This is a genomic window from Corynebacterium sp. KPL1814 (assembly GCF_000478175.1).
Classification (GTDB): domain Bacteria; phylum Actinomycetota; class Actinomycetes; order Mycobacteriales; family Mycobacteriaceae; genus Corynebacterium.
Genome location: NZ_KI515778.1, coordinates 150,838 through 167,623 on the forward strand (window position 1 = coordinate 150,838; position 16,786 = coordinate 167,623).

Sequence of the window (16,786 nt, forward strand, 5' to 3'; positions counted from 1 at the left end):
ACTAATTCGACACTACCCTGTGAAGGGTGAAAATTAATGGTGGAAAGGCGCTGCCGTGGTCGCGTTTAGAAAGGATACTATCCGGCAAGGACACTGCCGCGCCCGTTGCCGTGCATCACCTTGGCAGCGGCGATGACCCCGTCCAGCGCGGGCGCTCCGCCGTGCCCTTTGCGGAGCTACATGCGGTAAGTTCTTATAGTTTTCTCGACGGCGCCGCCGAGCCGGAAGAGCTAGTCGCCCGCGCCCTAGAGCTTGGCCTCGAGGGGCTAGCCGTCGTGGATAGGGATGGCTTCTATGGCCTGATGAAATTCGCGGAGGCCGCAGCTAAGGCGGGTCTTCCGGCCATGTATGGCGCGGAGCTTTCCCTCGCGGAGTCCCCAGTGACCGTGCTGGCGCGCACGCCGGAAGGCTATCGCCGCCTCTCGCGCCTTATCGCCCGCGCGCGGATGGACGCCGGGGAGAAGGGGAGTGTCGCGTACCCGCCCCTAGATGTCGTGGCGCGCGAGTTGGAAGAAGAGTGCTTTTTCCTGCTGGGGTGGGAGGCTATACAAAAAATCGATCACGTTCTCGAAAGAATAAAAATAGACAGCATAGTTCTCGAATATGCGTGCACAATGTCTCCCGAAGATGCGGATCACCACGGTTTCCTGGATAAGTACAATAATCTCCGCGCCATCGCAACCGCTCGACCTGCGGCAGCAACGCGCGACCAGGTACGGCTCGCCGCCGCTAAACGCGCCTTGGCGCACCGCCAATCTTTAGAAGAAGCCGCACCGGATGCCCACCCGATGGGCGCAGGCTGGATGCGCTCCGGCGAGCAGATGGCCCAGTTGCTTCCCGGCCGGCCCGAGCTTATCGCCGAAACCGTCCGCCTTGCCCGCGAGTGCTCCTTCACCTGGGGTGCCCTTGCTCCCAACCTGCCGGACTTTGTCGTCCCGGAGGGGCATACCGAGATGAGCTGGCTCGAACACGAGGTGTGGCGGCGCGGTAAAAAGCGCTACGCCTCGCGCCCGCCCGAAATACAGGCTAAGGCGAAAAAGCAGATGCGGCACGAGCTGGGCATCATCAAGCAGCTGGGCTTTCCAGGCTACTTCCTCATCGTCTGCGACCTGGTGGATTTTTGCCGCCAGGAAAATATCCTGTGCCAGGGGCGCGGCTCGGCGGCCAATTCCGCCGTCTGTTTCGCGCTGGGCATTACCAACGCCGAGCCCATTTCCGCGCAGCTGCTCTTCGAGCGCTTCCTGTCGCCGGATCGCGATGGCCCGCCCGATATCGACATCGACATCGAATCTGGACGGCGCGAGGAGGTCATCCAGTACGTCTATCGCACCCACGGTCGCGACCGCGCAGCACAAGTGGCCAACGTCATCACCTACCGCCGCAAGGGGGCTACCCGCGACGCCGCCCGCGCGCTGGGTTACCCGCAGGGTTCGGCCGATGCGTGGTCGAAAGGCATAGCCGAGGCGCCTGTCGATGTCACCTTACTCGCCGAGCAATTCCTCGACCAGCCGCGCCACCTCGGCATCCACTCCGGCGGCATGGTTTTATGCGACCGGCCAATCGCGGACGTGGTGCCGATGGAATGGGCCCGCATGGACAACCGCTCCGTGCTGCAGTGGGATAAGGACGATTGCGCCGCCGCCGGGCTGGTGAAATTCGACCTGCTGGGCCTCGGCATGCTGGAGGCGCTGCACCACATGATCGATGCCGTGCGCGCCACCACCGGCCGCGAGGTGCGCCTGTGGGAGCTCGACCTGGCCGAGCCCGCGGTCTATGACATGCTCTGCCGCGCCGATGCCGTCGGCGTCTTCCAGGTGGAGTCCCGCGCGCAGCTGGCCACGCTGCCGCGGCTCAAACCGCACTGCTTCTTCGACCTCGTGGTGGAGGTCGCGCTCATCCGCCCCGGCCCCATCCAAGGCGGTTCCGTGCACCCCTACCTGCGCCGGCGCGATGGCCTCGAGCCCGTGACCTATGACCACCCGGTGCTGGAGAAATCGCTGGGCAAGACCCTGGGCATCCCGCTTTTCCAAGAGCAGCTGATGCAGATTGCGGTGGATGCCGCCGGTTTTACCGGCGCCGAAGCCGATGACCTGCGCCGCGCCATGGGCTCGAAGCGCTCACCCGCCAAGATGGCCGCGCTGCGCAGCCGCTTTTTCGAGGGCCTGCGCGCCACCAACGGCATCGACGGCGAGGTCGCGGAAAAGCTCTGGGCCAAGATCACCGCCTTTGCCGCCTACGGTTTCCCGGAATCGCACTCGCAGTCCTTCGCCTCGCTGGTGTATTTTTCCGCGTGGTTCAAGCACCACTACCCGGCGGAGTTCTGCGTGGGCTTGCTGCGCGCGCAGCCCATGGGCTTTTATTCGCCGCAGTCGCTCATTCAGGACGCCCGGCGCCACGGCGTGCGCGTGCTGCCAGTGAGCATCAACGATTCCGGCGCGCAGGCCAGGGCGCTGCCCACCGGCGAGATCCGGTTGGGCCTCAACCTCATCAAGGGGCTGGGGGATAAGGCCGCCGAGCGCGTGGAGGCCGCCGCGCCCTTTAGCAGCGTCTCCGATCTGTCGCGCCGGGCGGATCTCAGCGTGGAGCAGGTGGAGGCGCTGGCCACGGCGGGGGCGCTGGAGTGCTTGGGGTTGGAGCGTCGCCAAGCGCTTTGGCAGGCTGGCGTCGCCGCCACCGAGCGCGAGGGCATGTTGCCTGGCACCTCCGCGCTCGCTTCGCCGCACCTGCCCGGCATGTCGGCCTTCGAGCTAATGGCTACCGATGTCGCCGCCACCGGCGTCACCCACGATAAGCAGCCTATGGAGTTAGTCAGGGCCGCGCTTGGTGATGTCCTGCCTTCCTCCCACCTTCCCCACGTCCCCGATGGCACCCGCGTGCGCATCGCCGGCATCATTACGCACCGCCAGCGCCCGCGCACCGCCTCCGGCCTGACCTTTTTGGGCGTGGAGGATGAAACCGGCCTGATGAATGTCATGGTCTCGCCCGGGTTGTGGTCCCGGCAGAAGGTGCTCGCCCGCACCGCCCGCGCGCTTATCATCCGCGGCATCGTGCAAAATGCCACCGGCGCGGTAAGCGTGGTCGCGGATAAGCTCGAGCCGCTGGACTTTGGTGATTTCCTCTCGCGCGGCTCCCGGGATTTCCGCTAGTTTTCTCCGCATCGAAGCACAAATGCGGTGGCCAGGCCGAGAAAAACATCGCCGGCCGGTACTAGGTGCCGGCGGCGAGTTAGTTAGCCATTAGGAATTCTTCCTATAGATTTCCGTGGACATAGGTCAAAGTACTGCCTAAACCCAACCCTCTGACAAGAGTTTTCTACTCTACTTCGAAGATATCGCCCGGCTGGCAGTCCAACGCCGTACACAGTGCCGCAAGGGTGTTAAAGCGTACGGCCTTGGCGCGATTATTCTTCAGAACGGACAGGTTAACTGGGGTGATACCTACCTCTTTGGCGAGCGCCGCTCCGGTAATACCGCGCTCTTCCATTATCCGGTCGAGATGGCAGATCACCTGGGGTTCTTGCTCCTCAGACAAGGCCTTCAACCTCCTCTTCGAGCTTGCTGCCGCGCTTGATGGCAACTGAGAAGAGCTGGAGGGTGCAGACAAAAAGGTAGGGCAGCGCAAGCTCGCCTAATGAGGAACCGCTCTGGTTGGCCCACCAGTCAATGTCGAGCTGCGAGGAAGCCCAGTTATTGCCCATACCTTCGAGTGGGAAGCGTCCGATAAACCAGACAAGGATTCCGATGGTCATTCCGTTAAGGAAGCGGATGTTTTTCGTATTGAAAACCTGCCCACGAAGCATCGGTTTGACCAAACGGTAGGCAAAGAACGCGATAATCAAGATTCCTGCAATCTTGACGACGAGCCCCGCAGTGAGTATCCAGAATGGCCCGCCGTCGAGGTTGTGCTTGCTTAGGCCTTCCGGGATGGCCGCACTCAGTGCGGTGGAAAAGCGTCCGGTGGCAAGGTCGCGCAGGTAGGTGGGGCCGAGGATGATAATGGTGAACAGGCAGAGGGTGGCCGCCGCAGTAATTTCGCGGTGCTCAGCTTGAGAGGTGGGTTGCGGGGTGGTCATGACAATCCTTTCCGTCGATTCCTTATCGAATTTCGATGTTGTCGTAATTCGATAATATCGACTAACGATAAGTTGCGCAAGGGCGCGAGTCCGATTGCTACTGTCAGTAGCTATGAGCGAAGAAATGAACCTCGTCTCGCCGCGTTTGGTTAAGGTGCGCTACATCCGCTACCTGAGCTGGACGGTTATTTCTGCCGCGGCGGCCGCAGCGGCAGGGTACTGGTGGACCCCGTGGTTCTACTGGGCGGCGGGACTCTTCGCCGTCCTCTTTTTCTGGCTGCTCTGGCTCATCCCGGCCCAGGTGCGCCGCATGGGCTGGTGCGAAACAGACGATGAGCTGCTCATTACGCGCGGTAAGCTGTGGCATTCTTTCACCGTTGTGCCCTACGGCCGCATCCAGTTTGTGGACGTGACCGCCGGCCCCCTCGAGCGCGCCTTCGGGCTCAAGGAACTGCAGCTGCACACCGCCTCCGCAACCACGGACGCCACGGTGAAGGGTTTGGACGCCCCGCTTGCCGATGCCCTCCGCACCCGCCTCACCCACCACGCCCGCGAACGGATGAGCGGGCTATGAGGTACCACCGCGTCCACCGCTTGACCCCGCTACTGCGGCTGTGGTCGGTCATCCTGGCCGTCATCGCGGCTTTTGCCTTAAACGTCAATATGGAGGCGCTGCGCGGACTTTTTGCCTTCGTTACCGGCGAACACAGCGCCGCGGACCTGCGCGATATTGGCCTCGCGCTGGCCGGGTTTATCGTAGTGTGCGCGGTGGTCTGGCTCGTGTCCGGCGTGTGGTGGCGCCAGATGGGCTACCGGCTGGGCGAGGAAGAACTCACCTTGCGCCGCGGGGTTATTTCGAAGCAGCAGCGCACCGCGCGCTATGACCGCACGCAGGCGGTCGATGTCGTCGAGCCCGTTATCGCCCGCCTTTTCCGGCTCGCGGCCGTGCGCGTGGAAACGGCCGGCGGGCAGTCGTCCGCCATCGAAATCGCCTATCTGAAAAAGCGCGATGCCGAGGCCCTGCGCGCCGAAATCCTCTCCCGCGTCCACGGCGAGCCACGGGCCGAGGGGCCGGCAGAAGAGCGGCCGGCTGAAGAACGGCCGGCTGAAAAACAGTCGGCCGAGGAAGAGGACAATATCCTCATCCCCGAAATCCCCATCGCACGTTCCCTGGTCGCGGCCGCTTTGCACGTGTCCACGATCGTTCTTATTGCAGCCCTCGTATTCCTCGTGGTCACTCCGATGTCCCTGACCATCACGCTGCCCATCCTTTTGGCCACCGTCCCGCGCGCCTGGAACGTGATTGACTCCTCGTGGCGCTATACCGCCAGCCTTGAGGATGGCGTGCTCAATATCACTTACGGCCTTGCCGATCGCCGCCGCCAAAACATCCGCCTCGAGCGCATCCACGCCGTCCAGGTCACCCAGCCTTTCCTGTGGCGGCCCTTCTACTGGTACGAAACGCGCGTGTCGGTCGCCGGCTACGGCGGCATGGCCAGCGGCGAGGGATCGGGGTCGACGCGCATCGTGCCCGTCGGCAAGCGCGCCCAAGCCTGGCAATTCCTGCCCGCCGATGCCGCCCCGACCTACGCCTCGCCCGCGCGCGCCAAGTGGGTCTCGCCCATCGATTACCGGCAGCAAACCGTCGCGCTGACCGGCGACTATGTCATCGTGCGCGCCGGCCGCTTCAACCGCCGCGTGCAGGCCATCGAGCTGCGCCACATCCAGGAACTCACCCTGCGCCGCGGCCCGATATCCCAGCTGCTCGGCCTAGCCACGGTGGAGCTCGACCTCGTGCAGGGGCCCGTGTCCATGGCGGCGCGCAACCTCGCGCTTGCCGATGCCCATGCCCTCCTTAACCGCCTGCGCTCCCGCGACCTGCCAGAACTTACACCGCTCCCTTAAACCCCAGCTGGCGCCAGGCCTCAAAGACCGCGGTCGATGCGGAGTTGGAGAGGTTCATCGAGCGCCTGGCCGGGACCATCGGAATGCGCACCTGATCGGTGATGCGCGGATGGTTGACGTGTTCATCTGGCAGGCCGGTTGGCTCCGTGCCAAAGAGCAAAACGTCGCCGTCTTGGTACTCCACGTCTGTAAACCACTTATCCGTATGCGTGGTAAACGCGAAAACGCGCGCGCCGGGCAGCGCCTCCATGCACGCGTCGAAATCCTTATGAATCTGCACATCTGCCAGGTCGTGATAGTCCAACCCGGCGCGCTTTAGGTGCTTATCGTCAAAGTTAAACCCCAGCGGCTCAATCAGGTGCAGGCTCGCGCCCGTCACCGCCGCGGTGCGAATGGCATTGCCGGTATTGGTCGGAATGACGGGATTATCAAAGACGATGTGCAGCTGGCTCATGCCTTCAGTCTAGGATGGGGGCTATGAGCGCTACCAAACTAGATGGCACCTTGTACCGTGACGAGATTTTTGCGGACCTCGCCGAGCGCGTGGCCGCCCTGAAAGACAAGGGGATAACCCCTGGCCTGGCCACCGTTCTGGTGGGTGAGGATCCAGGCTCCCAGTCCTATGTAAAGATGAAGCACCGCGATTGCGAAAAGTTGGGTATTAATTCCATTCGCAAGGACCTGCCGGCGGATATTTCGCAGGAGGAGCTCGAGGCGGTCATCGATGAGCTCAATGCCGATGACGCCTGCACCGGCTACATCGTCCAGCTCCCGCTGCCCAAGCACCTGGATGAGAACGCCATCCTCGAGCGCATCGATCCTGAAAAGGACGCCGATGGCCTCCACCCGGTCAACCTGGGCAAGCTCGTGCTCAACGAGGAAGCCCCGCTGCCGTGCACCCCGAATGGCTGCCTGCACCTGCTGCGCCGCTTTGGCGTGGAGCTGGACGGCGCCAAGACCGTCGTCATCGGCCGCGGCGTGACCGTCGGCCGCCCCATTGGCCTGATGCTGACCCGCCGCAGCGAGAACTCCACCGTTACCCTGTGCCACACCGGTACAAAGGACCTCGCCGCCGAAACCCGCAATGCCGATATCGTCATCGCCGCCGCCGGCCAACCGCACATGCTCACAGCGGACATGATTAAGGAAGGCGCCGCGCTTCTCGATGTCGGCGTGTCCCGCGTCGACGGCAAGCTCACCGGCGATATCGCCCCCGATTGCTGGGATAAGGCTGGGTACGTCTCGCCGAACCCAGGCGGCGTCGGACCGCTCACGCGTGCCTTTTTGGTACGCAACATCGTTGAGCGCGCGGAAAAGCTGGCGTGAATTTAGACAATCCCCACGACGCGCACCTGAAACCGTCCCCGCTGCCCGCCTCCGTGCAGTGGGTGGCCATCGGGCTCTTCATCGCCGGGGTGGCTTTGTCCGGCGGCTACGCCATTTTCGAGTATTGGCGCAGGGCCACCTTCTTGCTCGGGATCGCGCTGCTGTGGCTGACGGTGGTGCGCCTGACGTGCGATTCGCGCCGCGTCGGCGTGCTGGCGGTGCGCTCGCGCCGCTTCGATGCCACGTTTACCGGGGTCATCGGTGCGCTGATGGCCTTTCTTGCCTACTCCGTGGACGCGCTGGGCAGCTAGTTATCCACAGGTGATTGTTTCAGTATCACCAATTTGCGGCGTGTCGCTGTGGCTATCCACAGCCGCGGCGCTCTTGGCCTCGCGCCCACCGCTACCCGCGGTTTAGGCTCGGGGTCATGATTTCGGATTACCTCGCAGCGATTAACTCCCCGATGGCGCTCATCGGGGAGTGCGCTGGGCTATCCGAAGCCGAATTGGTAGCCCGCGGCTTTAGCGATAAAGAGGCCGCGGAATTCGCGCGCTTGGCGGATACGTATTTTGGCAAGACATCGTTTAGCGCCAAGCAGCGCGCCGCCCGCACGACCGCGCTCCCGCTCGATGCGCTGAAAATCATTGAGGTGCACGCGCAGAAGCTAAAGACCCAGCGCGCGGCGTGGGCCCTGCGCGAGGAGCTGTGCCGGCTCAACGTTTCTACCAGCGAGATAGAAAAGCGCGCCCGCCGCCGCGTCAAGGAGGAGCGCACCCAGAAGCGCGCGGAGGGCGTGCGGCTTACCCGCCGCACCGATGACCTGTGGACGCTGACCATCACCGCGGAATCGGACCTGGTGGCTGAGATTAATAACCACGTCTCCACCGTGGACGATGCGCGCCGGGTATTTGCAGAGGGCGCGGCCACCTCCACCATCACCACCAACGTGGTCCTCACACTGGATAACATGGTGAAGGTTATCCACGGCGAGAATGATGTCACCCTGCAGCTGACCAACGGCGCCAGCATCACCGGTGCGCAGCTAGCGGAGCGCGCGCTTGCCGATGCCGGCCTCATCACCCTCATCCACCCCGTCACCGGCCCCGTGAACCTGTACCACACGCGCCGGCTGGCCACCTGGAAGCAGCGGCAGATGGCGATGGCGGAGAATCCGGTGTGCCCGTGGCCCGATTGCCATATCCCGGCCGATGAATGCCAGGTTCACCACCTACAACCGTGGCTGCTCGGCGGCGAGACCAACTCCGAGAACTTGACGATCGCCTGCAAGTACCACAACTCCGTGAACGACGATGACCCCAATGCCCCGCCGCGTCGCGGGCGCCTAGAGCGCCGCCCGCACGAAGGCATCGTGTGGCGCCCGCCCTGGGCCCGATAAAGAACATCGCCGAAGCCAGCGCAGTTAAACCTGCGCCGTTTCGGCGATCCTTCTGTATGCCTTCTGTAAGTAGCCCCGGCTAGCCACTCACCGCGCCGGCCCTTTCCCTGTTTGCCTCGCGCCGCGTTTCCCGTTCGTGCGCCGGAGCAACCGCGACCGTGTAAGCCACGCGGTATTACGCGCCAGCTCAACGGTCACTTGCACGCCAAATGACGGGAAGCCCGCCAGCCGCACTGGTGCGCCGGGGTCGTGCGTCGAGTCACTAGCGACTGTAAACCGCTGGCGTAGGCGGTGCGGTATTGTGCCCCGCGCCGGCGTGCAGGTGGGGATGGCTAGATGGCGTAGTCGATGGTGCTGTCCACATCCAGCGGGTGTGGTTGGGACAGGGTGAGGAAGTTGCGCAGGATGCGGTCCATCTGGCGCGATTCCGTGAGGAATGCATCGTGGCCAACAGGTGAGACTACCTTCGCCATGGCCAGCAGGTTGCCTAGGTTCCGAGAGAGGTGTTCCTGCTGGTGATAGGGATAAAGGATGTCCGTGTCAACACCCACGACCATGGTCGGTACCTGCGAAGAACCGAGCGCGCGGTTCAGGCCGCCGCGGCCGCGGCCGATGTCGTGGCGGTTGAGGGCCTCGGTAAGCGTGACATAGGAACCGGCATCGAAGTGATCCGCCAGCTTCGAGCCCTGGTAATCCAGGTACGAGTTCACGGCGAAGCGCTGGTCGTGGCGGCGGTAGGGCCCCAGCGGCTCTTCGCCGGTTTGGGCTTGGACGCCAAAGCGCTCATCGATTTCCTGCTCGCCGCGATACGTCAGGTGCGCGATGCGCCGCGCCGCCGCGAGTCCTTCGCGAGGGCGCTGGGAGGAGGAATAATAGTCGCCGCCGTGCCAGAAGGGATCGCGCTCAATCGCGGAAATCTGCGCCGACTGGATACCAATCTGCCACGCGGAGGCGCGCGCGGAGACGGCGATAACGCACGCAGCGTCGACCGCCTCCGGGTACATCAATGTCCATTCCAAGGCGCGCGCGCCACCCATAGAACCGCCGATAATCGCATGCACGCGCGTTATCCCGAGTTCTTCCAGCGCCTTTTTCTCCGCAGCCACCAAATCGCGAATGGACAGCGCCGGAAAGCGCGATCCCCAACTGCGGCCATCCGCATGCGGGGAAGAGGGGCCGGTGGAGCCATTGCAGCCACCGAGTGCGTTCATGGCGATAACGCACCACTTCGTCGTATCGAGCGCCTTGCCTGGGCCAATGAGATCGCACCACCACTCGGCCACATCGGCATTGCCGGTCAGCGCGTGTTCCACCAGGATGACGTTATTTCCGCCGTGCGGATCGCCGAGGAAATGGCCGAAGCGGTGGTAGGCGATGTGGGCATCGGAAAGCGTGGCGCCTGCTTCGGTGCGAAAATCGCCGATACTTATACAGCTCATGCCAGCGCGTTAAATCCCAGTTCGAGGTCAGCAATGATGTCGTTGATATCTTCAATGCCCACGGACAAACGGATGGTGGACTGTGCAATGCCCGCCGCGGCCAGGGCGGCATCGTCGGACTGCGAGTGCGTGGTGGTCGCCGGGTGAACCGCCAGCGAGCGGGTATCGCCGATATTGGCGAGGTTGGAGTGGAGCTTCAGGGCATCAATAAACGCCCAGGCTTCCTCGCGCCCGCCGTCAATATCGAAGGACAGTACGGAGCCGGTATAGGAGTAACCCAGCTTCTCCTTGACCTTCTTATACGGCGAGGAATCCAGGCCGGCGTAGTTGACCTTTGTTACCTTGGCGTGGCCTTCCAGGTACTCGGCCACGGCCTGGGCGTTGGCATTGTGCTTGTCGATGCGCAGCCCTACCGTCTCAATGCCATTAAGCGTCAGCCATGCATTGAACGGGGAAATGGCGGCGCCGGTATCGCGCAGCAGGCCGGCGCGGGCCTTGAGCGCGAAGGCGGGGGCGCCGAGGTCGGCGTATTTTAGGCCGTGGTAGGCCTCGTCCGGGGTGACGAAGTAGGGGAATACTGGCTTGCCGTCGCGCTCGACGGTCCAGTCGAAGGAGCCGCCGTCGATAATCGCGCCGCCCACGGCAGAACCGTTGCCGGTGTAGAACTTCGTGGTCGAAACCACGACGATGTCCGCGCCCAAGTCGAGCGGGCGGGCCAGCGCCGCGGTGGCGATGGTGTTATCCACGATGAGTGGGACCTGGTTAGTGTGCGCGACCTCGGCGATGGCTGGGATATCGAGGACATCGGCTACTGGGTTGCCAAAGGTCTCGCCGTAAAAGGCCTTGGTATTGGGCTGCACGGCGTCCTGCCAGGATTGGGGATCATCCGGGTTTTCCACGAGGGTGACGTCGATGCCAAGCCGCTTGAGTGTGACGGTAAAAAGCGTGGAGGTGCCGCCGTAGAGGCGCGGGGAGGTAACGATGTGATCGCCTGCCGAGGCGAGGTTGAAAATGGCCGCGGTCTCTGCGGCCTGGCCGGAGGCAAAGGCCACGGCGGCCACGCCGCCTTCAAGGGAGGCGAGGCGCTCTTCCAGCGCATCCTGCGTTGGGTTGGTCAGGCGGGTGTAGATGGGGCCTGCATCGGAGAGGTTAAAGCGGTTGGCCGCGTGCTCGGCGTCATCAAAGACGTACGAGGTGGTTTGGTAAATCGGCACGTTGCGGGAGTTGTGCGCGCCGTCGAGGTTTTGGCCTGCATGGACGGAGCGGGTTGCGAAGGACCAGTTTGCGTTGGAGTTATCGTATTTCGTCGTCATGCTACGCAAGACTAGACTAAGCGGTATGTAACGTACAGCACCCCGCCGCGAAACCGCAGGGTAGTCAGAGAATAAAAATAGACTAAGCGGTAAATTTCTCGCCCGGGTTTAGCCGCCTATAGCCCTGTACGCCGGCCTTGGTGAGCATGGTGTCGAAGGCGGTGCGGCCGGCATCGGAAAGCACGGCGTCATGGATGGGGACCGTGACCGCGGCGCCGACGCGCTGGGCGTAATCGGCGGCCTCAGCGGCCTTTACCCACGGCCCGGCGATGGGCAGGAGCAGCACGTTTGCCGGGTGTTCGATGTACTGATCGCCCGGGTGGAGTAGGCCGCCCAAGTAGTAGCCCACATTGACTGGGCGCGGAATATTTGGGTGAATCGGCGCGTGCTGGCCGCCGAGTACCTCGATGTCGAGGCCGACGACGGTGATGGTCTCGCCCGGTGAGACCGCGGTACCGCGCCCTAGTTGTTCGCAGGCTTCGGCAGGTGCCCAGAGTGGGGCATCGGGAAGCCGGTCCGGGTCTAGGTGATCCGCATGCGCGTGTGTAATGAGCACCGCATCGGCGTCGGGAATGGTGGGCGTCATGGTGCCGGGATCGATGAGGATACGCCCGCCCGGCGCCGCAACGGCGACGCAGGCGTGGCCAAGCAAGCTAAATTCCATGTTCCCCAGCCTATCTATTGCGGGTCTTTTGTGTCCTTGCGGCGAAATAGGTACCAGATTCCGAGGATCGCGCCGAAGAGCAGGATTGCCGAGGCGATAAAGACCATGGCGACCACCATCGTGCGGTGCGGATCGTTTAAGAAAATCATGCAGACGATGGCGGCGAGGAAAATCGCGGCGAATAACGTGATGAGCCAATTGCGCTTGGTGTGCTCTGCGAATGTCATGCATTAATTGTTACGGAAAAACCGGGGGTAAACAAGCCAGGTGGGGATTTTGGGGGCGGAACCCGGCTATATGGTGCGCCGACTTTCCCAATATTGCCCGTGTGCGGGCTGGCCGATGCGGGCGAATGGGGGTAAGGGCGTTTCGTTCGACTATTTAACACCGCTTTATCCGTTCATAATGATGTATGTCGAACTCTCTACAACTGTGAAAAGGACACTTTATGGCCACCACCACGACTGGGGTTGAGGACCGGAAGAAACCGGTCCTCAAGGTGAGCAACGTGTGGGTGCAGGGCATCGCCCTCGTCATGATCTTTGGCTTTTTGGTCATGGGATTTTTGGCGTACCGCACCTATGACGCATCCATGCCGTTGCCGGAAAAGATTGTCTCCGAATCCACGGGCGAAACGGTCTTAACCAAGGAAGAGATCACTAACGGCCAGGCGTTGTACCAGGCCCGCGGCCTGCAGCAATACGGCTCCGTGCTGGGCCACGGCGCCTACCTAGGACCGGACTATACGGCGGAGTACCTGCGCCACGCCCTCGATCATGCCCGCGAGGAAAACGACGCGAACGGTATGCCCGATTTCGTCGATTCTTCCGCCACTCCCGAAGAGGCCGTGGTAGAAGAATTCCGCACCAACCGCTATGACGAAGAAACGGGCGTGCTGGAGTGGACCGATAACCAGATTTCGGCATTCGAGGCCAATAAGGATTACTACGCCCAGTACTTTGGCCCGGATTCCCACAACAGTGGGTTGCCGTCGGACTTTATTACCGATGAGCAAGACATCAATAACCTTGTTGGCTTCTTCGGTTGGACCGCGTGGGCTTCGGCGGCAGAGCGCCCAGGCCACGACTATTCCTATACCAATAACTGGCCGGCAGAATCGCGCGTGGACAACGGTCCGACCGCGGACCTCGTGGTGTGGTCGGTGCTCTCGCTCATCGCGCTCATCGGCGGTACCGGCCTGATCTTTGCGATTTACGGCCGGTGGTCCAAGTCCATTGGTTGGCATGCGGAAGAAGCGCCGAACCTGGACTTTAAGCAGCCGGGCGAGGTTGGGCTGACCAAGTCGCAGAAGGTAGTGGCCTGGTTCGTCCTGGTCATTGCGTTGCTGTTCTTAATCCAGGCTCTGCTGGGTGCGGCCAGCCAGCACTACCGCACGGAGCTGACCGGATTCTTTGGCATACCGCTGCAAGAAATCCTCCCCTATAACGTCTCGCGCACCTGGCACGTGCAGCTTTCCCTCCTGTGGACCGCCGGCGGGCTCTTGGCAGCCGGCATCTTCCTGGCTTCGTTCGTGGGTAAGAAGGAACCGAAGAAGCAGCATTGGCTCGTATGGTTCCTGCTTGGCGCCATCGCGGTCGTGGTCTTTGGCTCCATGGCCTTTGAATGGCTGTCTACCATGGGCTACATCGAAGAGGGCACGCTATTTTCCCAGCAATGGGAATACCTGGACCTGCCGCGCTTCTTCCAGTTGTTGCTGACCATCGGCATGTTCGTGTGGATCGGCATCATCTACCGCCAGCTGCGCGGCCGCCTGAAAAATGAGCACAAGTCCAATATGCCGTGGCTCTTCTTCTACGCCGGCCTTGCCATCCCAGCGTTCTACGCGGTGGGCAACCTGGCGGGATCGGAAACCCACATCTCCGTCGCTGAGTTCTGGCGCTTCTGGGTGGTCCACCTGTGGGTCGAGGACTTCCTCGAGCTATTTACCACCGTCATGGTGGCCTACGTCTTCGTCCTGCTCGGCGTGGTCCGCGAAAAGATCGCCCTGGGCATCATCTTCTTGGACGTCATCCTCTATTCCACCGGTGGCGTGCTGGGCACGATGCACCACCTGTACTTCTCGGGCACCCCGGTCGAACACATGGCCTTGGGCGCATTCTTCTCGGCCGCCGAGGTCGTGCCGCTGACCCTGTTGACCGTTGAAGCATGGACCTTCATGCAGCTGGGGTCCCGCCAGCGTGCTTCGGGCGAGCGCCCCTTCCCGCACCGCTGGGCAGTGATGTTCCTGGTTTCCGTCGGTTTCTGGAACTTCTTAGGCGCGGGCATCTTCGGCTTCCTCGTCAACCTGCCTATCGTTTCCTACTATGAAATCGGCACGGCGCTTACCGCAAACCACGCCCACGGCGCGATGATGGGCGTCTACGGCTTCTTGGCCGTGGGCCTGTCGGTCTTTGCACTGCGCTACCTCATCCCTAAGGACAAGTGGTCCGATAAGGCCATGGGCTGGGCTTTCTGGCTGCAAAACCTGGGGTTGTTATGGATGGTGGTCATTTCGCTCCTGCCGCTGGGCATCATGCAGCTCTACGAATCCGTCGGATCGGGCTACGTGGAAGCGCGGTCGCTGGGGTATATCACCCAGCCTGGCAACTTCATCATGGAATGGCTGCGCCTGCCTGGCGATGTCATGTTCCTCCTCGGCGTCCTGCCCTTCCTCTGGATGGCGCTGCGCGGAGTGCTCTACAAAAAGGACATCCCAACGGTGGAGGAGCACCCAACCAACCCGCTGTTTAGCATCATCACCCCAGATGAGGACGATCATGCGGGCGAGGTCCCCGTGGGTTCCTCGGTGGGACTGGTCTCGGGCGGCAAGGGGCGCGTCGACAAGCGAAGCTCCACGGGCCGGCGCTACGGGTACATCGACGAGCGCGGTGCCTTCGTGGAGGAGGAAGATCCCGATGCCGAGCGCGGCGATTCCGCGACCGCGCCGCGCCAGGAATTTGAATCGCGCACGAAGTGGGGCGGTACCTACCGCTCGGATAAGAAGGACGACTAATGCCGGGTGCATTTACCGTACTATCCGCGTGCTACGGGCTCTTCTTGCTCGTAGTGGCCTGGGTATTCGACCTGCTGGCGCAACAAACCGCCAACCGCACCATGTCCAACCAATCCGGCACGTTCCGGTACATGGAAGACCACGATGCTTGGCGATGCCCCGAAGATCACTGGCTCTGGCCCTCCAGCTTCGACCCGGAAAACCGCGTCATGCGCTACCGCGCGAACCCGACCGTGTGCAATACCTGCCCAGTCAAGCAGCAGTGCACGGTCTCGCACCACGGCCGGGAGGTCACACGCCAATTGGACCCGTGGCCGCACTCGGATTCGGGGCGCTTCCACCGTGGCATCGCGCTGGCGGTGGCGGCAATGGGCTACCTGCTGCCTCTGGCCTCGCTGATTAGCTACCATTCGCCCTCTGAAGTGGCGTTGACCCTGGCTACGGTGCTCATCATCACCGGTTTCGGCGTGTACCCGCTGGCCCGCGACCTGTGGAATACGCCTTCGAATGCGCCGCAGCTGGTGGTGCCGGAGATGGATAACCGCGAGGCGGAATTGGCCGCACAGGTCGATCGCTATGGTTCGAAGTACGGAAAATCCACGCGCTACCGCTCGGTGCGTCAAGAACTGGAAGGGGAAATCTAAGTGTCCGCTCCCGTATTCTGGCCGATCGTCATCGGCATCATCCTCGCTCTCATCGGAGTGTTTTTGTCCTACTCGCTCAAGGTGATTAAGCAGTATGAGCGGGGCGTGACCTTCCGCTTTGGCCACCTGCGGCCGATGCTGGAGCCGGGGCTGCATTTCTTGCTGCCGGGCATCGATAAGCTGGAGCGCGTGGATTTGCGCGTGGTGACGCTGACGATTCCGCCGCAGGAAATCATCACTAAGGACAATGTGTCCGTGCGCGTGAATGCGGTGGTCATGTTCGAGGTCACCGATTCGAGCAAGGCGGTCCTCGAGGTGGAAAATTACGCCGTGGCCACCTCGCAGATTGCGCAGACCACCCTGCGTTCGCTCTTGGGGCGGGCGAGCCTCGATGATTTGCTGGCCCACCGCGAGGAGCTCAACGAGGATCTGGCGGCGATCATCAACGGCCAAACCGAACGGTGGGGCGTGCTCACCCGCATCGTGGAAATCAAGGACGTGGAAATCCCAGAGATGATGCAGCGCGCCCTGGCGCGCGAGGCGGAGGCGGAGCGCGAGCGCCGCGCCAAGGTCATTTCGGCCCACGGTGAGCTGCAGTCCTCCCGCGAGCTGCGCGAGGCCGCAGAGGAGCTGGGCAAGGCCCCGGCGGCGCTGCAGCTGCGCTACCTACAAACGGTGCTGGAGCTCGGCGCGGACCAAAACTCCACCATCGTCTTCCCGCTGCCCATAGACATCATGGGTGGCTTCATGGAAAACCTGGGCACCTTTAATAAGGGATTTAAGGAATTCAGCGAGAACTTCTCGCACGCGGTGAATACGGAAAAGCCTGCGGACTAGGCTCTTAAGAATGCGGCCCCTGCCCAGTGGAGGGGCCGTTTTTCTGTGCCTCCAGAAGGTACGCGATGTCCTGCGAATTTTGCTTAATATCGTTGGAATTGCGCGCAACCTGCACGATTAAATAAATGACACCGGCTATAAGTCCGATGTAGATAGCTAGCGGGATGAGTATGAGCA

16 protein-coding genes are annotated in these 16,786 nt (G+C 62.4%); 9 read left to right on the plus strand and 7 right to left on the minus strand.

Features of this window, described 5'->3' with window-relative positions; genetic code table 11:
* The first annotated feature begins 26 nt into the window (after positions 1 to 26).
* Positions 27 to 3,146 (plus strand): error-prone DNA polymerase, encoded by a 3,120-nt coding sequence (locus tag HMPREF1257_RS10460; protein WP_023025309.1) that lies wholly within the window; start codon positions 27 to 29, stop codon positions 3,144 to 3,146.
* 166 nt (positions 3,147 to 3,312) lie between these two features.
* Here the strand turns inward: HMPREF1257_RS10460 and HMPREF1257_RS10465 are convergent, their stop codons facing one another.
* Together HMPREF1257_RS10465 and HMPREF1257_RS10470 are read right to left on the minus strand one after the other, a co-directional pair.
* A complete protein-coding gene (locus tag HMPREF1257_RS10465; protein ID WP_034659621.1) occupies positions 3,313 to 3,540 on the minus strand; it encodes a helix-turn-helix transcriptional regulator in 228 nt (75 codons plus the stop codon).
* A complete protein-coding gene (locus HMPREF1257_RS10470) occupies positions 3,524 to 4,072 on the minus strand; it encodes a hypothetical protein (RefSeq protein WP_023025313.1) in 549 nt (182 codons plus the stop codon). Before HMPREF1257_RS10470 ends, HMPREF1257_RS10465 begins: the two co-directional genes overlap by 17 nt.
* A 112-nt stretch (positions 4,073 to 4,184) precedes the next feature.
* On the opposite strand from HMPREF1257_RS10470, the gene HMPREF1257_RS10475 reads away from it, so the two are divergent.
* Together HMPREF1257_RS10475 and HMPREF1257_RS10480 are read left to right on the plus strand one after the other, a co-directional pair.
* Positions 4,185 to 4,646, plus strand: coding sequence for a PH domain-containing protein (locus HMPREF1257_RS10475; RefSeq protein ID WP_084529699.1), 462 nt, complete (start codon positions 4,185 to 4,187; stop codon positions 4,644 to 4,646).
* Entirely contained in the window at positions 4,643 to 5,977 is a 1,335-nt protein-coding gene (locus tag HMPREF1257_RS10480; RefSeq protein WP_023025317.1) for a PH domain-containing protein, read from the plus strand. Before HMPREF1257_RS10475 ends, HMPREF1257_RS10480 begins: the two co-directional genes overlap by 4 nt.
* Here HMPREF1257_RS10480 and HMPREF1257_RS10485 read toward each other — a convergent pair.
* Entirely contained in the window at positions 5,961 to 6,431 is a 471-nt protein-coding gene (locus HMPREF1257_RS10485) for a tRNA (cytidine(34)-2'-O)-methyltransferase (protein WP_005277253.1), read from the minus strand. The two genes, HMPREF1257_RS10480 and HMPREF1257_RS10485, sit on opposite strands and share 17 nt — an antisense overlap.
* Before the next feature lie 23 nt (positions 6,432 to 6,454).
* On the opposite strand from HMPREF1257_RS10485, the gene HMPREF1257_RS10490 reads away from it, so the two are divergent.
* From HMPREF1257_RS10490 to HMPREF1257_RS10500, 3 genes are all read left to right on the plus strand, one after another.
* Complete coding sequence (locus HMPREF1257_RS10490) at positions 6,455 to 7,303, plus strand: bifunctional methylenetetrahydrofolate dehydrogenase/methenyltetrahydrofolate cyclohydrolase (protein WP_023025319.1); 849 nt, start codon at positions 6,455 to 6,457, stop codon at positions 7,301 to 7,303.
* Complete coding sequence (locus HMPREF1257_RS10495; RefSeq protein ID WP_023025321.1) at positions 7,300 to 7,614, plus strand: DUF3017 domain-containing protein; 315 nt, start codon at positions 7,300 to 7,302, stop codon at positions 7,612 to 7,614. Before HMPREF1257_RS10490 ends, HMPREF1257_RS10495 begins: the two co-directional genes overlap by 4 nt.
* A 116-nt stretch (positions 7,615 to 7,730) precedes the next feature.
* Positions 7,731 to 8,699, plus strand: coding sequence for an HNH endonuclease signature motif containing protein (locus HMPREF1257_RS10500; protein WP_023025323.1), 969 nt, complete (start codon positions 7,731 to 7,733; stop codon positions 8,697 to 8,699).
* A gap of 332 nt (positions 8,700 to 9,031) precedes the next feature.
* Here the strand turns inward: HMPREF1257_RS10500 and HMPREF1257_RS10505 are convergent, their stop codons facing one another.
* From HMPREF1257_RS10505 to HMPREF1257_RS10520, 4 genes are all read right to left on the minus strand, one after another.
* Entirely contained in the window at positions 9,032 to 10,138 is a 1,107-nt protein-coding gene (locus HMPREF1257_RS10505; protein ID WP_023025325.1) for a homoserine O-acetyltransferase, read from the minus strand.
* A complete protein-coding gene (locus HMPREF1257_RS10510; RefSeq protein WP_023025327.1) occupies positions 10,135 to 11,451 on the minus strand; it encodes an O-acetylhomoserine/O-acetylserine sulfhydrylase in 1,317 nt (438 codons plus the stop codon). The genes HMPREF1257_RS10505 and HMPREF1257_RS10510 overlap by 4 nt, the downstream gene beginning before the upstream one ends.
* An 82-nt stretch (positions 11,452 to 11,533) precedes the next feature.
* Positions 11,534 to 12,115, minus strand: a complete 582-nt coding sequence (locus HMPREF1257_RS10515) for an MBL fold metallo-hydrolase (RefSeq protein WP_023025330.1) — start codon at positions 12,113 to 12,115, stop codon at positions 11,534 to 11,536.
* A gap of 14 nt (positions 12,116 to 12,129) precedes the next feature.
* Positions 12,130 to 12,342, minus strand: a complete 213-nt coding sequence (locus HMPREF1257_RS10520) for a hypothetical protein (protein WP_023025332.1) — start codon at positions 12,340 to 12,342, stop codon at positions 12,130 to 12,132.
* A 221-nt stretch (positions 12,343 to 12,563) separates the two neighbouring features.
* Between HMPREF1257_RS10520 and HMPREF1257_RS10525 the strand changes: the two genes are divergently transcribed.
* The 3 genes from HMPREF1257_RS10525 to HMPREF1257_RS10535 are packed head-to-tail and all read left to right on the plus strand — an operon-like array spanning position 12,564 to position 16,609.
* Entirely contained in the window at positions 12,564 to 15,128 is a 2,565-nt protein-coding gene (locus tag HMPREF1257_RS10525; protein WP_023025334.1) for a nitric-oxide reductase large subunit, read from the plus strand.
* Positions 15,128 to 15,772, plus strand: coding sequence for a hypothetical protein (locus HMPREF1257_RS10530; protein WP_023025336.1), 645 nt, complete (start codon positions 15,128 to 15,130; stop codon positions 15,770 to 15,772). Before HMPREF1257_RS10525 ends, HMPREF1257_RS10530 begins: the two co-directional genes overlap by 1 nt.
* On the plus strand, positions 15,773 to 16,609 hold the full coding sequence (locus HMPREF1257_RS10535) for an SPFH domain-containing protein (protein WP_023025338.1): 837 nt from the start codon (positions 15,773 to 15,775) through the stop codon (positions 16,607 to 16,609).
* Positions 16,610 to 16,786 lie beyond the last annotated feature (177 nt).

Excerpts from the sequence above, each read along its gene's own strand:
- HMPREF1257_RS10470 (WP_023025313.1), bottom strand. The coding sequence starts at position 4,072 with ATGACCACCCCGCAACCCACCTCTCAAGCTGAGCACCGCGAAATTACT.
- HMPREF1257_RS10475 (WP_084529699.1), top strand. The coding sequence starts at position 4,185 with ATGAGCGAAGAAATGAACCTCGTCTCGCCGCGTTTGGTTAAGGTGCGC.
- HMPREF1257_RS10480 (WP_023025317.1), top strand. The coding sequence starts at position 4,643 with ATGAGGTACCACCGCGTCCACCGCTTGACCCCGCTACTGCGGCTGTGG.
- HMPREF1257_RS10485 (WP_005277253.1), bottom strand. The coding sequence starts at position 6,431 with ATGAGCCAGCTGCACATCGTCTTTGATAATCCCGTCATTCCGACCAAT.
- HMPREF1257_RS10490 (WP_023025319.1), top strand. The coding sequence starts at position 6,455 with ATGAGCGCTACCAAACTAGATGGCACCTTGTACCGTGACGAGATTTTT.
- HMPREF1257_RS10500 (WP_023025323.1), top strand. The coding sequence starts at position 7,731 with ATGATTTCGGATTACCTCGCAGCGATTAACTCCCCGATGGCGCTCATC.
- HMPREF1257_RS10505 (WP_023025325.1), bottom strand. The coding sequence starts at position 10,138 with ATGAGCTGTATAAGTATCGGCGATTTTCGCACCGAAGCAGGCGCCACG.
- HMPREF1257_RS10510 (WP_023025327.1), bottom strand. The coding sequence starts at position 11,451 with ATGACGACGAAATACGATAACTCCAACGCAAACTGGTCCTTCGCAACC.
- HMPREF1257_RS10515 (WP_023025330.1), bottom strand. The coding sequence starts at position 12,115 with ATGGAATTTAGCTTGCTTGGCCACGCCTGCGTCGCCGTTGCGGCGCCG.
- HMPREF1257_RS10520 (WP_023025332.1), bottom strand. The coding sequence starts at position 12,342 with ATGACATTCGCAGAGCACACCAAGCGCAATTGGCTCATCACGTTATTC.
- HMPREF1257_RS10525 (WP_023025334.1), top strand. The coding sequence starts at position 12,564 with ATGGCCACCACCACGACTGGGGTTGAGGACCGGAAGAAACCGGTCCTC.
- HMPREF1257_RS10530 (WP_023025336.1), top strand. The coding sequence starts at position 15,128 with ATGCCGGGTGCATTTACCGTACTATCCGCGTGCTACGGGCTCTTCTTG.